This window comes from Spirosoma rhododendri, assembly GCF_012849055.1.
GTDB lineage: Bacteria > Bacteroidota > Bacteroidia > Cytophagales > Spirosomataceae > Spirosoma > Spirosoma rhododendri.
In genome coordinates, this window is record NZ_CP051677.1 from 1610341 (window position 1) to 1627485 (window position 17145).

At 49.0% G+C, this 17145-nt stretch carries 13 protein-coding genes and 1 tRNA gene; all 14 read left to right on the plus strand.

Annotated elements, in window-relative coordinates:
* Positions 1–15: 15 nt before the first annotated feature.
* Positions 16–531 carry an HNH endonuclease gene (locus tag HH216_RS06515; protein ID WP_169553285.1) on the plus strand — a complete coding sequence of 172 codons (516 nt, stop codon included), beginning with the start codon at positions 16–18 and terminating at the stop codon, positions 529–531.
* Between the two features lie 237 nt (positions 532–768).
* A complete protein-coding gene (gene rpsA / locus HH216_RS06520) occupies positions 769–2553 on the plus strand; it encodes a 30S ribosomal protein S1 (protein WP_169550055.1) in 1785 nt (594 codons plus the stop codon).
* A 133-nt stretch (positions 2554–2686) separates the two neighbouring features.
* Positions 2687–2757 (plus strand) — tRNA-Cys (locus tag HH216_RS06525).
* 241 nt (positions 2758–2998) lie between these two features.
* A complete protein-coding gene (locus HH216_RS06530) occupies positions 2999–4339 on the plus strand; it encodes a c-type cytochrome (protein ID WP_169550056.1) in 1341 nt (446 codons plus the stop codon).
* A gap of 97 nt (positions 4340–4436) precedes the next feature.
* Positions 4437–7544 carry a TAT-variant-translocated molybdopterin oxidoreductase gene (locus HH216_RS06535; RefSeq protein WP_169550057.1) on the plus strand — a complete coding sequence of 1036 codons (3108 nt, stop codon included), beginning with the start codon at positions 4437–4439 and terminating at the stop codon, positions 7542–7544.
* Positions 7545–7627: 83 nt separating this feature from the next.
* Complete coding sequence (gene nrfD, locus HH216_RS06540; protein WP_169550058.1) at positions 7628–9058, plus strand: NrfD/PsrC family molybdoenzyme membrane anchor subunit; 1431 nt, start codon at positions 7628–7630, stop codon at positions 9056–9058.
* Between the two features lie 50 nt (positions 9059–9108).
* Positions 9109–9642, plus strand: coding sequence for a DUF3341 domain-containing protein (locus tag HH216_RS06545; protein WP_169550059.1), 534 nt, complete (start codon positions 9109–9111; stop codon positions 9640–9642).
* A 53-nt stretch (positions 9643–9695) separates the two neighbouring features.
* Positions 9696–10262 (plus strand): c-type cytochrome, encoded by a 567-nt coding sequence (locus tag HH216_RS06550; protein ID WP_408641788.1) that lies wholly within the window; start codon positions 9696–9698, stop codon positions 10260–10262.
* 57 nt (positions 10263–10319) lie between these two features.
* Positions 10320–11621: a quinol:cytochrome C oxidoreductase gene (locus tag HH216_RS06555; protein WP_169550061.1), complete on the plus strand. Its 1302-nt coding sequence runs from the start codon at positions 10320–10322 to the stop codon at positions 11619–11621.
* A gap of 15 nt (positions 11622–11636) precedes the next feature.
* A complete protein-coding gene (locus HH216_RS06560) occupies positions 11637–12749 on the plus strand; it encodes a cytochrome c oxidase subunit II (RefSeq protein ID WP_169550062.1) in 1113 nt (370 codons plus the stop codon).
* Between the two features lie 28 nt (positions 12750–12777).
* A complete protein-coding gene (locus HH216_RS06565; protein ID WP_169550063.1) occupies positions 12778–14664 on the plus strand; it encodes a cytochrome c oxidase subunit I in 1887 nt (628 codons plus the stop codon).
* Complete coding sequence (locus tag HH216_RS06570) at positions 14639–15652, plus strand: COX15/CtaA family protein (RefSeq protein ID WP_169550064.1); 1014 nt, start codon at positions 14639–14641, stop codon at positions 15650–15652. The genes HH216_RS06565 and HH216_RS06570 overlap by 26 nt, the downstream gene beginning before the upstream one ends.
* Positions 15653–16534, plus strand: coding sequence for a heme o synthase (gene cyoE, locus HH216_RS06575; protein ID WP_169550065.1), 882 nt, complete (start codon positions 15653–15655; stop codon positions 16532–16534).
* A gap of 5 nt (positions 16535–16539) precedes the next feature.
* Positions 16540–17130 (plus strand): cytochrome c oxidase subunit 3, encoded by a 591-nt coding sequence (locus tag HH216_RS06580; RefSeq protein ID WP_169550066.1) that lies wholly within the window; start codon positions 16540–16542, stop codon positions 17128–17130.
* The last annotated feature ends 15 nt before the right edge of the window (positions 17131–17145 follow it).

Genomic DNA, 17145 nt, shown 5'->3' on the forward strand with positions numbered 1-17145 from the left:
GCATTCAAACGCGACATGGGCAGGAAAGTATTAGTCTTAAATCAAGATTACAGTGCACTCAGCATCTGCTCCGTCCCGAAAGCATTTTTGCTGGTTTATTTAGACAAAGCCGAACTCGTTGCCGAATCTGAGCTACTCAAGCTCCGAACTATTTCCGCCGAGTTTCCAATGCCGACCGTCATTCGGTTGCATCGCTACGTTAACCTGCCGTACAAGGGCGTAATGCTTACCCGGCAGAACATTTTTAAACGGGACGATCACCGCTGCCAGTACTGCGGCACCAGTGATGAGCTGACATTGGATCACGTTCTTCCAAAATCGCGGGGCGGAAAAACCAGCTGGGACAACCTGGCAACGGCCTGCAAGCGGTGTAATTCACGCAAGGGAGACTACACGCCTGAAGAAGCAAATCTGAAACTGCGTCAGAAGCCTTACAAACCAACATTTCTGGTTTTTCTGCGCGACTTTTCCGGCTCCATCGAAGAAAGCTGGCTTCCCTTCCTGGCTCGTAAGGAGAAAGCGTTTCAGTAACAGATGAACTAACGGTGGCCCAAAGCCGCCGGGTCGATTACTACTACCACGTAATCGGCCCGGTGGCTTTGGGCTTTTCTATGAGCTTTCTCACTTGATATCAACATTTTGAAACTTTTTATACTAGCCTTTTGCTATCTTTGCAGTCCTTTTTCGGAAGGAAAAATTTAAACCTAAAAGTCAGTTCGCCATTGACCCACGGACTGATGTACTGAGCGGGTTAGGAAACCATTTTTTATGAGCAAAACGCAACAGCGCGAAATGCCTGCTTTCGATTGGGATCGGGCAGACAACAAAGGGTTTGGTAGCGGCTATTCGGACGCAGAACGCGACCAGATGCTGGAAATGTACGGCAACACGTTGTCGGAGGTTAAAGAGAAAGAAGTCGTAATGGGAACCGTCGTTGGGATTACGGATCGTGAGATTCTGCTCAACATTGGCTTCAAGTCGGACGGCCTGGTGCCTGCTTCTGAGTTCCGGGATATGCCCGAGCTCAAAATGGGCGACGAAGTAGAAGTTTACGTAGAAAATCAGGAAGACCCGAACGGTCAGCTGGTGCTGTCGCGTAAGAAAGCGAAAGTTATCACCGCCTGGCAGAAGATTCAGCGCGCGCTCGACGAAGACCTCGTTATCGATGGTTTCGTTAAGCGTCGGACCAAAGGTGGTCTTATTGTCGATATTTTCAGCATCGAAGCCTTCCTGCCCGGTTCGCAGATCGACGTTAAGCCGATCCGTGATTTCGACGTGTTCGTTGGCAAGAAAATGGAAGTTAAGGTCGTCAAGATCAACTATGCTAACGACAACGTTGTCGTTTCGCACAAAGTCCTGATCGAGAAAGACCTCGAAGCACAGCGCGCTCAGATCCTGAACAACCTTGAGAAAGGTCAGGTACTGGAAGGCGTGATCAAGAACATGACCAATTTCGGTGTCTTCATCGATCTGGGTGGTGTTGATGGTCTGTTGCACATCACCGACATCTCGTGGGGCCGTATCAGCCACCCATCGGAAGTGCTGCACCTCGACCAGAAAGTCAACGTCGTTGTGCTTGACTTCGACGAAGATAAGAAGCGGATTTCGCTGGGTATGAAGCAGCTTCAGGCTCACCCCTGGGATGCCCTGTCGGAAGACATTCAGGTTGGTTCGAAAGTAAAAGGCCGGATCGTAAACGTAGCCGACTATGGTGCGTTCCTCGAAATCATGCCGGGCGTAGAAGGACTGATCCACGTATCGGAGATGTCGTGGTCGCAGCACCTGCGCAACCCGCAGGAGTTCCTGAAGGTTGGCGACGAAGTAGAAGCACAAGTGCTGACGCTGGATCGGAACGATCGGAAAATGTCGCTGGGTATCAAACAACTCACCGAAGACCCTTGGACCCGTCCTGAACTGCGTACGAAATACGCCGTTGGTACGAAGCACTCGGGTGTTGTTCGTAACCTGACCAACTTCGGTCTGTTCCTGGAGCTTGAAGAAGGTATCGACGGTCTGGTACACGTATCGGATCTGTCGTGGACGAAAAAGATCAAGCATCCGTCGGATTTCATCAAAGTTGGTGAGAACCTCGACGTGGTTGTACTCGAACTGGACATCGACAACCGTCGCCTTGCCTTGGGTCACAAGCAGCTTGAGGAAAACCCATGGGATACGTTTGAGTCTGTTTTCGCTGTTGGCACCGTACACCGTTGCACGATCATCAGCAAAAACGACAAAATGGCTACCCTTGAGTTGCCATACGGTATCGAAGGTTTCTCTTCACTGAAGAACCTGACCAAAGAAGACGGAACGGCTGCCGAAGTAGGCGAGTCGCTCGACTTCCGCGTGACGGAGTTCTCGAAAGACGAGAAGCGCATCATGCTGTCGCACACACGTACCTGGCAGGAGAAAAACGAGCCGGTTCGCGAGTCGAAACCAAAAGCGGTTTCGGCTAAGCCTGCCCAGACCTCGAATCAGCCAGAGCGTGGTGCTACGCTAGGTGATCTGGACGCGCTTGCTGCGCTGAAAGAGCAAATGGAAGGCCGTAACTAGGCTACCATCGCTGAATAATGTTGGAAAGCCCTGCTAAATGCAGGGCTTTTTTTTGCCGCCCTCGTAATCGCAATCGATTAAAACCTATATTTGCACTCCCAAAGCCGACCGCAGGGTCGCGACAAGGGAAAACGGTTCCGTGGCCGAGTGGCTAGGCAGAGCTCTGCAAAAGCTCGTACAGCGGTTCGAATCCGCTCGGAACCTCTCTTTTATGAATTTAAAAAACCATTCGTTGACCTTCACGCCAAGTGAAGAAAAGCGAATGGTTTTTTATTGCCGATCAGTAACGCACACTGGTCGATAAACGGTGAAAAACAGACTAATTCTTTCGATTGATTAGAATGTTTATAAATAAAAATGTGGCAAAAAATAACTAAAGGTCAACTTTTGCCTATGCAGCGATCGTGTCGTACTTTTGTAAGCCAAGAAAAAGGTAGTAGTGTTTATGTTGATTCAATCAATTAAAATGCGTCTCAAAATGAGCCATTTATACAGAGTTTTAGGGACCGCGTCTCTGGCTCTGGCGCTGATGGTAGGCAGTGGGCAGTCGTATGCTCAGGACTCGTCTGCGGCAGCAGCCCCAGCGGGTGCCGCACCAGCAGCTGCCGCAGCTCCAGCAGGAGGTGGTGGGGGCGGTGACGCTGAGAAAGGAAAGACACTGTTTACTAATAACTGTGCACAGTGTCACTCGACTGGTGATGACGTATTGGTTGGCCCTGGTCTGAAAGGTGTCCAACAGCGTACCCCAGGTAAAGATTGGTTGTACAAGTGGATCAAGAACTCGTCGGCAGTTGTTGCCAGCGGTGACGCTTACGCCAACCAAGTCTTCAACAAATTTGGTAAGGTGCAGATGTCGAGCTTCCCAAGCCTGACAAACGCAGATATAGACGGTATCCTTGCGTACATCGACCAGCAAGGTGCTCCGGCAGCAGCAGCAACTGGCGGTACCACCGACCAGAAGGGTGCAACTACGGTTACAGCTGGCGCAGCCACTTCCGGCCCTTCAGAGTTATTCACGATCGTACTGGTTGCTCTGTTGATTGTGATGGTACTGGTACTTGGTGTACTGCTGGCTATCGCTACGATCCTTTCGAAAGCTGTTTCGCCAGTAAGTGCCGAAGGAACTGCAACGCAATCGTCATTCGCCCAGCGGCTGAAGCAGGGTGCGTCTGATGCCTTCAACAATTCGACGCTTCGCTCAATTGTTATCTGGCTGTTTCTGCTGGTCGTAGCTAAAGAAACGATCGATGGTGCTTACAGCATCGGTGTTCAGCAGGGCTACGCGCCGAAGCAACCAATTGCTTACTCGCACAAGCTACACGCTGGTCAGTACAAGATTGACTGTAATTATTGCCACACAGGCGTGAACAAAGGGAAAAGTGCTACGATTCCTGCTGCTAACATCTGTATGAACTGCCACGGGGTAATTAAGAAGGAGTCGCCAGAGATTCAAAAGATCTACACGGCTATCGAGAATAATCAACCCATCGAGTGGATCCGGGTACACAACCTGCCCGATCTGGCCTACTTCAACCACGCTCAGCACGTCAATGTTGGTAACGTTCAATGCCAGACATGTCATGGTGAGATCGAGAAGATGGAAGTTGTAGAACAGCGGTCGTCGCTGACGATGGGCTGGTGTATCGATTGCCACCGTCGGACAGAAGTCAACACGAAGGGCAACGCGTACTACGACAAGCTTGTCGCCCTGCACAGCAAAGACAGCAAAGAGCCACTGAAAGTCGCAAACATTGGCGGTCTGGAGTGCTCGAAATGCCACTATTAAGATCCATGACTAGCGGACTGATAGCCAAGTCTATTGGTTTCATGTCCGTTTTAACATACCCATTATTCATTCCAGCGCTCGCTGGATTATAACAAGCATGGAAAATACATCTAAACGGTATTGGAAAGGGGTAGAAGAACTGCGCAATGATGCAACGTTTGTTAAGAACGCCAACAACGAGTTCAACAACCCTGATTTGACCGACTCATCCGAAGATCTGCAAGGTCTGTTGGGCGGTTCAAACACCCAACGTCGTGATTTTCTGAAAGCAATGGGTTTCGGGATGGCCGCTGTATCGTTAGCTGCCTGCGAAACGCCTGTACATAAGGCTATCCCATACATAAACAAGCCAGTCGGTACGTTCCCGTCTATCTCTGACTACTACGCATCGACGTATACCGACGGTGGTGATTATGCTGCCATTCTGGTTGAAACGCGCGAAGGCCGACCAATCAAAATTGAAGGTAACCCACAGTCGAGTATTACGAAAGGGGGAACAACAGCCCGCGTTCAGGCGTCGGTGTTGTCTTTATATGATATCGACAAACTGAAAGGCCCGCAGCGGGGTGATGCAAAAATTGACTGGGCTACAGCCGACCGGGAAATCGGAACGCAACTAGCTGCGGTCGCTACCCGTGGTGGAGCAATTCGCATTGTAACAGGTACTATTCTCAGCCCATCTACGAAAGCGGTAATTGCTGACTTTATTACCCGGTACCCAACGGCTCAGCACGTCATGTACGATGCTACATCGGCATACGGTATCATGTTGGCAAACCAACAGTCGTTCGGTCAGGCTGTAATTCCATCATACGATTTTAGCAAAGCAAAGACGATTGTAAGCGTTGGAGCTGACTTTTTAGGTACATGGATTGCTCCGCTGGAAAACGCGAAAACATACATCCAGACGCGCAAGATTGGTGCTGTCGGTAATGGTAAGAAGACCATGTCGCGGCTGTATCAGTTTGAGACGGGTCTATCGATGACCGGGTCGAACGCTGATTACCGGGGTGCCATAAAGCCATCACAGGAAGGACTTGTTGTTGCTGCTCTATATAATAAAGTAGCCGCTAAGTTGGGCGGAGCTGCTGTTACGGCCCCAGCCGTTGAGGTACAATATCTCGACAAGGCGGCTGCTGATCTGGTCGCTGCACGCGGTCAGGCATTGGTTGTTGCGGGATCGAACGATCCTAGCGTGCAGGTGATGGTCAACGCACTCAACAGTCTGTTGGGTAGCTATGGCAGCACGATTGATTTAGGCACGCCGGTTAATTACCGTCAGGGCAATGACCAGCAGATGAACGCCTTTATTAACGACGCGAAAGCTGGTCGGATCGGGGCGGTATTGTTTTACGGTGCAAACCCTGTTTACGATCATGCACGCGGAACTGAACTGGCTGAAGCGTTGCCGAAAATTGCATTGTCAGTATCGTTTGCGGACCGGGCTGACGAGACTGCTTCACTAGCTAAATTTATTACCCCAACTCCTCACTTTCTGGAGAGCTGGGGCGATGCTGAGCCGCATGCTGGTTTCTACAGCCTGACGCAGCCAGCTATTACGCTTATTTACAATACACGTCAGTTCCAGTCGAGCTTGCTCAAGTGGGCGGGACGACCAGCCGATTTTCAGGTGTATCTGAAAAATTTCTGGCGTACCAACTATTTCCCACAGGCGACCGGATTTGGTTCGTTTGACGAGTTCTGGGTAAAATGCCTGCACGACGGATTGTTCGAGCCGAACAAAGGAAAAGCCGCTTCGACCGCTTCGTTTGCTGGTAATACAGCAGCAGCAGCAGCGTCGATCGCGCAGCGCTACAAGCCGGGAACGGGTATGGAGCTGGCGTTGTACGAGAAAGTAGGTATGGGCGCCGGTTCAGTCGCTAACAACCCCTGGCTTCAGGAATTACCGGATCCGGTCACGAAGGCTTGCTGGGACAACTATGCCGCTATCTCGCAAAAGACAGCCGCTGACATGGGTCTGGAGCAGAACGACATGGTCACGGTTACCGTAAACGGTAAATCGGTTGACCTGCCAGTTTTGGTTCAGCCGGGTCAAGCCGATAATACAGTGTCAGTCGCTATTGGTTACGGCCGCGAAAAGGCTGGTCGCTCGGCTAATGGTGTTGGTAAGAACGTATTTCCGTTTGCCAGTGTCAGCAATGGTGTCGTGATGATGTCAGCTTTTGCGGCTACTGTTGCAAAGGCAAGTGGTCGTCGGGAGATTGCGCAGACACAGACGCACGAAACGGTAATGGGCCGTCAGGCGGTGTTGCAGGAGTCAATTCTTGCCAGTTACGTCAAGAATCCCCAGGCTGGTCGTTACATCCCGCACGTCGAGACATCGGAGGGCCCAAAAACACCAACCGACATTTCTCTATGGAACGGCTACGGTAAGCCAAACCATTCGTGGGGTATGGTGATTGACCTGAATTCGTGTATTGGTTGTGGCACCTGCGTGGTTGCATGTAACGCAGAGAACAACATTCAGGTGGTCGGCCGCGAAGAAGTAATTAACCGTCGGGAAATGCATTGGATGCGTATCGACCGCTATTACAGTAGTGATGCTGAAGCGGAAGATTACTCGGCACTGGAGATTGCTTCGGCTAATCCGGAAGTTACCTTCCAGCCAATGCTTTGTCAGCATTGCAGCAACGCGCCTTGCGAAACGGTATGTCCTGTACTGGCAACGACTCACAGCACGGAGGGTCTAAACCAGATGACTTACAACCGTTGTGTGGGTACGCGTTATTGTGCTAACAACTGCCCATATAAAGTACGTCGTTTCAACTGGTTTAAGTATTTCGACAACGATAACTTCGATTACCATTTCAATAACGATTTGGGCAAGATGGTTATCAACCCTGACGTAACTGTTCGTTCGCGGGGTGTAATTGAAAAATGCTCGTTCTGCGTACAACGTATTCAGGAAACGAAGCTGGCCGCTAAGAAGGAGCGTCGCCGGTTGATGCCAGATGAAGTGCAGGTTGCCTGTGCGCAGTCGTGCCCAACGGAAGCTATCATCTTCGGTGACATGAACAATCCAGAGAGCACGATCACCCAGACACTCGAAGTTGAGCGTGAAGGCCGTGCATTCCACGTACTGGAAGAGATCAACGTTCGTCCGCAGATTTCATATCTGACCAAGATCCGTAACAAAGACGAAGGTCCGAAACAGGAGCGCGTACAGAAAACAGCGGAAGCTTAAGCAAAGTAAGTGAACAAGGAGTTTCGGTGTAGCCAGACTTCGGGTTAATCAACCAATCGTTTACAACAGAAAATAGTAACAATATGTCGCATGTTACATCAGCCGTAAGAACTCCTCTCGTCACCGGTGGTAAAACCTATGCCGACGTAACGGAGGACATCAGCAGACAGGTTGAAGGTAAACCAACCCGTGAGTGGACAATCGCGTTTACGATTGCTGTTGTTGTGCTCATTTACGGAGCAGCCTGTGTATTCTGGACTTGGTGGGAAGGTCTGGGCGTATGGGGTTTGAATAAAACCGTAGGCTGGGCCTGGGACATCACCAACTTCGTATGGTGGGTAGGTATCGGTCACGCCGGTACACTGATTTCGGCCATTCTGCTCCTGTTCCGCCAAAAGTGGCGGACGGCCGTTAACCGGGCCGCAGAAGCTATGACCATCTTCGCCGTTATCTGTGCGGCTAGCTTCATCCTGATGCACATGGGTCGTCCGTGGCTTGCTTATTGGGCATTGCCGCTGCCGAACACGCTGGGATCGCTATGGGTAAACTTTAAATCGCCCCTCGTATGGGACGTATTTGCAATTAGTACCTACTTCACCGTATCGCTGGTATTCTGGTACATGGGTCTGTTGCCTGACCTGGCAACGATTCGCGACCGCGCTCGTAGTAAGGTATCACGTTATATATATGGTGCTTTCTCACTAGGCTGGAATGGTTCTGCCAAGACGTGGGCTCGTTACGAATATATTAGTTTGATTCTGGCGGGTCTGTCAACTCCTCTAGTACTTTCGGTACACACGATTGTGAGTATGGACTTTGCTACCTCTGTTATACCGGGCTGGCACACCACGATCTTCCCTCCTTATTTCGTTGCCGGTGCTATCTTCTCTGGTTTTGCCATGGTGCAGAACTTGGTGCTGATCATCCGGGTAGTATTTAAGCTGGAAGATTATATCACCGTTGAGCACATCGAGTCGATGAACAAGGTCATAACATTGACCGGTTCTATTGTCGGCGTGGCTTACCTGACGGAGTTCTTTATTGCCTGGTATTCTGGGGTTGAATTTGAGAGTTACGCGTTTATCAACCGCGCTACGGGACCATACTGGTGGGCCTATGCTGCCATGATGACTTGTAACGTAATTTCACCACAGCTATTCTGGTCGCGTGCAATTCGTCGTAGCGTTGTTTGGACATTCACGTTGTCAGTGATTGTAAATATCGGGATGTGGTTTGAGCGGTTCGTAATTATTGTGACCTCGCTCCACCGTGACTACCTGCCGTCTAGCTGGGCGATGTTCCACCCAACTCTGTTCGACATCAGTGACTATATTTTCTCGTTCGGACTCTTCTTCACCTTGTTTCTGCTGTTCTCTAAGTTCCTGCCTGTTGTCAACATGGCGGAAGTGAAAACAGTAATCAAGTCGTCGTCGGAAAAATTGCCTGCTTCAGTGTCGGGGGTTGCAAAAGGCGAGCGGGTAACGAATCCAACGTTCAACAAGAATATCGATTAACAGACTGTATCCATAAAACCGGAACAGCAATCAATTAACAAGTCCTGATCATGTCAGACGCGCATAGCAACAGTAAGTTTCTGGTAGGCATATATGACGACGATGATGTCGTATTGCAGGCAGTAAAAGACGTACGGAAAGCGGGAGTGAAGATCCACGAAGTATATTCCCCGTTTCCAATTCACGGCCTAGATGTAGCACTGGGTCATCCACGTACCAAGCTTGGAATTGCCGCTTTCTTATTCGGCCTTACCGGTACGCTCACAGCTATCCTGCTTACCTTCTATACAGAAGGATACGACTGGCCTATGATAGTTGGCGGTAAGGATTCTTACTCACCAATTATTTATGTGCCAATCTTCTTCGAGCTTACTGTTCTATTCAGCGCGTTGGGTATGGTTGGTACATTCCTGTTGTCGAATGGGCTGGGGCCGACTGTAAAGCCGTTGATGTACGATCTAAGAACGACCGATAACAAGTTCGCCATGACTATCGACATGAGTAAGAACGACATCGGTGAGGGCGATATCGAGGGTATCCTCAAACGGTCGGGAGCCGCAGAGGTAAACGTCAAGCAGTTTTAATTTTAGCCATGATCAAAACAGCATATAGTACGGGCATTGCAACACTGACTCTGATGGGTTTGCTTGTTGTGGGCTCTAGCTGCAAGCGGGGACACGATAACACGGGACTCGAATATGCTCCGCAGATGTATGATGCGGTGGGATACGAGCCTTATCGTCAGGTGAAGCAGAATGATATCAATCCAATGGGGTTGAACATGCGTCTGCCAGCTACTGGTACAGTTGCCCGGCCAAATTATCAAACGAAGTTTGGGACTGGTGACAGCACGAGCGCTGACCTCATGTTGTACAACATCCCAAGTGACAGCATGGGCATTTCGGAACGCGTATTGAAAAACCCGATCCCGCAAACGGAGCAATCACTGGCCGACGGTAAAGTACTCTACGGTCGTTACTGTCAGCATTGTCATGGTGAGGGAGGAAAAGGAGATGGGCCAGTTGCTGCTCAATACAAAGGGGTGCCCAACTACTCGTCTGACGCGTTAAAAACGCTTAATGACGGGCACATTTTCCACGTCATCACCAACGGAAAAGGGCGTATGTGGCCACACGGCTCGCAGGTTACTCCCGACGATCGGTGGAAGATTGTTCAGTACGTTCACAAACTGCAACAAGGTTAATTTAGGCTGGCAATCAGACCAAGGTCTAGATAAAGCAAAACAGCAAATCTACTTAGAATGGCATCGGCTCACGCAATACCGTCTATCGACGAACAGTTTGAATTTACGGCTGAATCAAAACGCCGGGTACTCATGGGACTGGGCGCAGGCTTAGTGCTGGTCGCTTTGGGTTGCTTCCTAGCTGCTTCAGGTGGCGGACACGAAGCACATGCAGCTGCTGGTGCAGAGCATGCAGAAGGCGCAGCTCACCATGCTTATAAATGGACGAATAGACTATGGGCTAACGTCTGGTTGAACGCCATTTATTTTACTGGCGCTTCGGTAATTGGCATGTTTTTCATGTCCTACAACTATCTGGCCCAAGCTGGGTGGTCGGTAGCGTTCAAGCGGGTGCCCGAAGCACTTCCAGCGTATCTGCCAATCATGGGGATAGTTGTGCTGGCTGTATTTTTCCTTGCTGGCCACGATTTGTTTCACTGGACTAATCCCGATCTGTATGACAAGGCAAGTCCAGAGTACGACCCCATTATTGCAGGTAAGCACGGCTTCCTGAACACCCCATTCTACGTCATCCGTGTCGCACTTTATTTCGTGCTATGGTACATGCTATGGCGTATGATTCGTGGTTACTCGCTACAAGAGGATCTTTCAAGCGGTACGGAATATTACTACAAAAGCTTGCGCGTTGGGGTCATTTTCCTTGTTGTGTTCGCTGTGACATCGTCGACATCTGCTTGGGATTTTGTCATGTCTATCGATACACACTGGTTTAGCACAATGTTTGGCTGGTACACACTGGCTAGCTGGCACGTGACGGGTTTGGCGATCATTACGCTGACCGTAATTATGCTGAAAGAGCAGGGGCTGTTGAAAGTTGTAACTGCCAGCCACCTACATGATTTAGGCAAATTCATGTTTGCCTTTAGCATCTTCTGGACTTATGTATGGTTTGCTCAGTTCATGCTGATCTACTACGCTAACCTACCAGAAGAAACTATACACTATCGGGAGATTTTCAGTGGGTTCGGTGGTATTTACAAAGCGCCATTCTTTATTAACATTCTCCTGAATTTTGTCTTTCCGTTCCTTGTTCTAATGACAACAGCGTCAAAGCGGACAAACATAATTTTGAAGGTTGCAGCCTGGAGTATTGTGATAGGCCACTACTTTGATTTTTATGTAAACATTATGCCCGGAACAGTCGGTTCACATGCTGGTTTCGGCCCAATGGAGTTCGGAATGATTTTGATTTTTGCGTCGGGTTTTGTCTGGTCTGTGTATAGTCAATTGGAAAAGGCAAATCTGATTCCAAAGCATCACCCAATGCTGGAAGAATCGCTGCACCACGATATCAACTAATAACTCATTACTTCTATGATCTACGTAATCGCCATTTTATCGGTGATCTTCTTGGGACTGGCTGCGATGGTCGTTTCCCGGATGTCAGCCGTTGTGAAGAATGCGAATGGACCGGCTGAAGGCGAGTTTTCAGTAACAAGCAACCGGATCAACGGCGTACTTTTTCTGATTTTCTTTGTCTTAGGTATAATTGGTTTCGTTTGGTCCTTTTTGTACGCCCGTCAGTTCTTTTTACCTGAAGCATCTTCACCACACGGACGTCGTACGGACTTCCTGTTCTGGCTGTCGATGGGTGTAATTACGTTTGCCTTCGTTGCGACAAATGCGCTTCTATTCTTTTTTGCCTGGAAGTATCAGCATAAGGAAGGACGTAGAGCCGCATATTATCCGGAGAACCACAAGCTAGAGCTGATCTGGACAGTTATCCCTGCGGTTGTGATGGCAGTCCTCGTTTTTACAGGATGGCGCGCATGGAGAGATATTATGGCAGAAGCTCCCGAGAACGCGCAGACGTTTGAGATCGTCGGAAAGCAGTTCAACTGGATCGTTCGGTACCCAGGCGTTGACAATAATAAGCTTGGTGCATATAACTATAAGTTGATCGACAACGCGAACGACACTGGTATTGATTACACGGATGAAGCTTCGTTTGATGACTTTACTAGTACAACTGAGCTGCACATTCCAGTAAACAAGCCAATTCTATTGAAGATTCGCGCTCGTGACGTACTGCACAGTGTATTTATCCCACATATGCGTGTGAAGATGGATGCGGTTCCTGGTATGCCAACCCGGTTTGCATTCACAGCTGACAAAACAACTGATGAGATGCGTAACATCACGGGTAACCCGAATTTCGGTTACGAGATTGCTTGTACTGAGGTTTGCGGTCGGGGTCACTTCTCCATGCGTATTCGTCTAATCGTAGAAGACGAAGCAACGTGGCAGGCATGGTGCAAAGAGCAAAAGCCATTGCTCACCGTAACGCCCGAACTAGCTGCCCGCATCCCATCTAATTTAAAGGCGAAGGCAGCGAAATACTTGGACGGAGCTGCTCCGGCTGATAGTACGACTGCATCTGTACAACAAGGCGGTATAAACGTAGCAGCCACCGCAACAGTACGATAATATTGAACCTATTCTAAAAACAAATACTATGGCGACTGTAGAAGCTAACTCACATGCTACTGTGGCTCATGTCGATGTACATGAACATCACGAGCCACAGAGTTTTTGGCGCACATACGTTTTTTCTGAAGATCACAAAACAATTGCAAAGCAATACCTGATTACCGGCATCATCTGGTCAATCATCGGTATTAGCTTATCTGTCATGTTTCGTCTTCAACTGGGTTTTCCCAACATGAAGATGGGATTTCTGAGGCCGATTCTTGGTACATGGATTGATGAGACTGGAAAACTTGACCCTGATTTCTATCTGGCGATGGTTACAATGCACGGAACCATCATGGTATTCTTCGTGCTGACAGCAGGATTGAGCGGAACGTTCTCAAACTTCCTCATTCCGCTTCAAGTTGGTGCGCGTGATATGGCGTCGGGTTTTCTGAACATGCTATCATACTGGTTCTTCTTCATTGCCAGTATGGTTATGCTCATATCGCTGTTCATCGAAACAGGTCCTGCTGCCGGTGGCTGGGTAATTTACCCACCATTGAGTGCGCTTCCACAAGCACACAAGGGATCTGAGCTTGGAATGACACTGTGGTTGAGCAGCATGGCTCTGTTCATTGTTTCGCAGCTTTTGGGAGGTATCAATTACATTACCACGGTCATCAACCTGCGTACTCGCGGTATGTCGTTCAGCAAGTTGCCCCTCACCATCTGGGCATTCTTTCTGACGGCTGTTCTAGGTCTTATCTCGTTCCCGGTTCTTCTGTCGGCTGCGCTGCTGTTGATTTTCGACCGTAGCTTCGGTACAAGCTTTTACTTGTCTGAGATCTACGTAAATGGCGAAGCACTGCCGAACGTAGGTGGTAGCCCGATTCTGTTCCAACACCTGTTCTGGTTCCTGGGTCACCCAGAGGTATACATCGTTCTGCTGCCAGCTTTGGGAATGACGTCTGAGATCATCGCTACGAACTCTCGCAAGCCGATTTTTGGTTATCGCGCCATGATTGCGTCGATGATGGGTATTGCCTTTCTAGCCTTCATCGTGTGGGCGCACCACATGTTTGTGTCGGGTATGAACCCATTCCTTGGTTCTATCTTCATGTTCCTGACGCTGATCATTGCTGTTCCATCAGCTGTTAAAGCGTTCAACTACATCACAACGCTGTGGCGGGGTAATATCCGGTTCACTCCGGCAATGCTATTCTCGATTGGTCTGGTTTCGTTCTTCATCTCAGGTGGACTCACGGGTATCATCCTTGGTAACTCGGCACTCGATATTCAACTGCACGATACTTATTTCGTCGTAGCCCACTTCCACCTTGTGATGGGTGCTGCTTCCGCTTTCGGTCTGCTGGCTGGTGTTTACCACTGGTTCCCGAAAATGTTTGGCCGTATGATGGACGAGAAACTTGGCTATGTGCACTTCTGGCTGACATTCATTGGTATTTACCTTGTGTTCTTCCCGATGCACTATGTAGGTATCGCCGGTTTCCCACGTCGTTACTACGCTTTCACCAGCTACGACTTCACGAAGAATATCTTTGCTGACATGAACGCGTTTATCAGCCTTGCGGCAATCTTTACGTTTGCTGCACAGTGGGTGTTCATTTACAATTTCGTGAATAGCCTGATACGTGGCCGCCGTGCTACGCAGAATCCGTGGAAGTCGAACACACTGGAGTGGACTACTCCTATCGTTCCGGGACACGGTAACTGGCCTGGCGAAATCCCTGCTGTATATCGCTGGCCATACGATTACAGCAAGCCAGGTGCTAAGGACGATTTCATTCCTCAGAACGTTCCTTACTCGCAAACGCTTGAGTCGAATCTGCCTCACGAGAACGAATTGATCTCGCTGGAAAAAGAGATCGAAGCACAGAATCTGAATGATCAGTTCAAGCAACCGCACTGACAGTAATCTTTTCCGGACACTAGCTCTCCTGACAGTACTTATCATTTACCTGCTGGTCCTAGCAGGTGGTATTGTCAGGGGAACTGGGTCGGGGATGGGCTGTCCTGATTGGCCCAAATGCTTTGGTCAGTGGATCCCGCCGACGCACATAAGTCAGCTGCCGCCAAACTATCAGGAAATCTACGGCGCGAAGTTGAAAGGGGAAGTCGTGTTCAATGCGACGAAGACTTGGATAGAGTACATCAACCGGTTGCTTGGCGTTTTGTCAGGCTTCTTTGTTTTTGCGACATTGGTAGCGTCCGTCTCGCTTATCAAACGCAACTCTACTTTGTTCTGGGGAAGTCTGGCTGCGTTCTTGTTGATAGGAGCGAACGGCTGGCTTGGTTCAAGAGTCGTATCAACCGAACTAGCTCCTTTCTTAATCACAGCGCATCTAGTGTTAGCTATACTTGTTGTTTTCGCACTATTGTTTGTATGGGTGCGGTCAAACAGGGAAAGCTGGGCATTGAATGGAGCAACAAGTGAGCATGCGAAGCGCAATATCCGTGCAATCGCAATCGTGGTGATGGTGCTGACGTTTATCCAGCTTGTGTTGGGAACGGAAGTTCGCGATAACTTGGACGCGGTGGTAAAGCGAATTGGGTACGGTCAGCGAGAAAGCTGGATAAGTCATCTTAACTGGCCGTTTTATGTGCACCGGTCTTACTCACTGCTTGTTCTAGCGGCTCATATTTATCTCATCCGCGCGGTGAGAAAGACAGAGCAGATAGGCGCTCTCAACACCACAAGTACATTATTGATAGCGCTGGTGGGCATTGAAATCGCTACTGGAGCCATCATGGGCTATTTTGCAGTTCCTGCCTTTGCTCAGCCAATTCACATACTGCTGGCAGTGATGCTAATGGGTATTCAATTCGTAATTGTGCTGCTAACATTCAGCCGCAATACGTCGGTTGTCAGCAGAAACTTGTCATTACAATCCAGCTAAATGGAACGAGTTGTTTTAGTTAAAGAATTTGTTGCGGAGCGGCTTGCGGTATACGTCGAGTTGATAAAACTGAAGCTGACGTTAGCGGTTGTGTTCTCCGGAGTGTTTGGCTATTGTCTTGCTTCTGATACAATTCTCTGGTGGAAGATTGCTGTGCTGGTAATCGCATCGATTGCGATTACAGGTTCAGCAAACATTATCAATCAGATCATAGAAAAAGACTCTGACCGGTTTATGAAGCGAACGGCGGTCAGACCGCTGCCGACTGGTCGTGCGACGGTTGCTGAAGCTGCTTGGGTATCATTTCTTCTATTTTCGTTAAGTGTATTTTTGTTCATCTACGTATTCAATGTTCGGGCGGCCGCGTTGGCTGTGCTTTCATTGTTGTTGTATGGATTCGTTTACACACCGCTGAAGAAGCAAGGGCAAATTGCCGTATTCATTGGCGCATTGCCGGGTGCATTCCCACCAATGATCGGCTGGGTAGCTGCTACCAATCAATTTGGCTGGGCGCCGGGCATCCTGTTCGCTATACAGTTCTTCTGGCAGTTTCCCCATTTCTGGGCGATCGGCTGGTTAGCGTTCGACGAGTACAAAAAAGCGGGTATTCAGATGATGCCGGGCAAGGCCAAAGATGCCGATACGGCTTTCAGAATCATGCTGTATACGCTATTTCTTGTGCCGATCGGCTGGTTGCCTTACATGCTGGGGATGACGGGTATTCATTCTGCATTTGTTGCGATGATTGGGGGAATCTTGTTTTTAGCACAGACGTTTCATTTAATGAGAACCTGTACAGACAAGGCGGCCCTGCAAATGATGTTTGGCTCGTTAATTTATCTGCCAGTGGTTCAGATTGTGTATTTACTTGATAAAGTGTAGCACTAATGAACGATTACGTAAATGAAGTAGCGCTCGCTGAAGAGCCAGAAGAAACCCTATCGATGAACCCCCGCAAGTTTATATTGTGGCTGTTCATTGTTAGCATTATTATGATTTTTGCCGCTATGACCAGTGCTTATCTAGTGCGTCGGGCGGAGGGTAACTGGCTGGAATATGATATTCCTGCTATTTTCAAATACAGTTCAGTTGTTTTGCTGCTGAGTAGTATAACGATGCACTGGGCCTACGTGTCAGCAAAAAAAGACAAATTCACCGCCCTCAAAACAGCAATAAGCATTACTTTTGCGCTAGGTCTGGTTTTCCTGTACATGCAGTTTCAGGGGTGGGTCGAGCTGGTTAACGAAAATGTATTTTTTGTCGGTAATCCAGCAGGTTCATTCATGTACGTCTTTACCGGATTACATGCTTTCCACCTGATTTCAGGGTTAATCGTTCTGATATTTGCGTTGTGGGCTTCGTTTCGGATGAATGTACATGCCAAGAGCTTGAATCAGATCGAAATTGCGGCCGCTTACTGGCATTTTCTGGACATTCTTTGGCTTTACTTGTTTTTCTTTCTAGTCTATTTTCATTGATAATCGTTTAAAGGC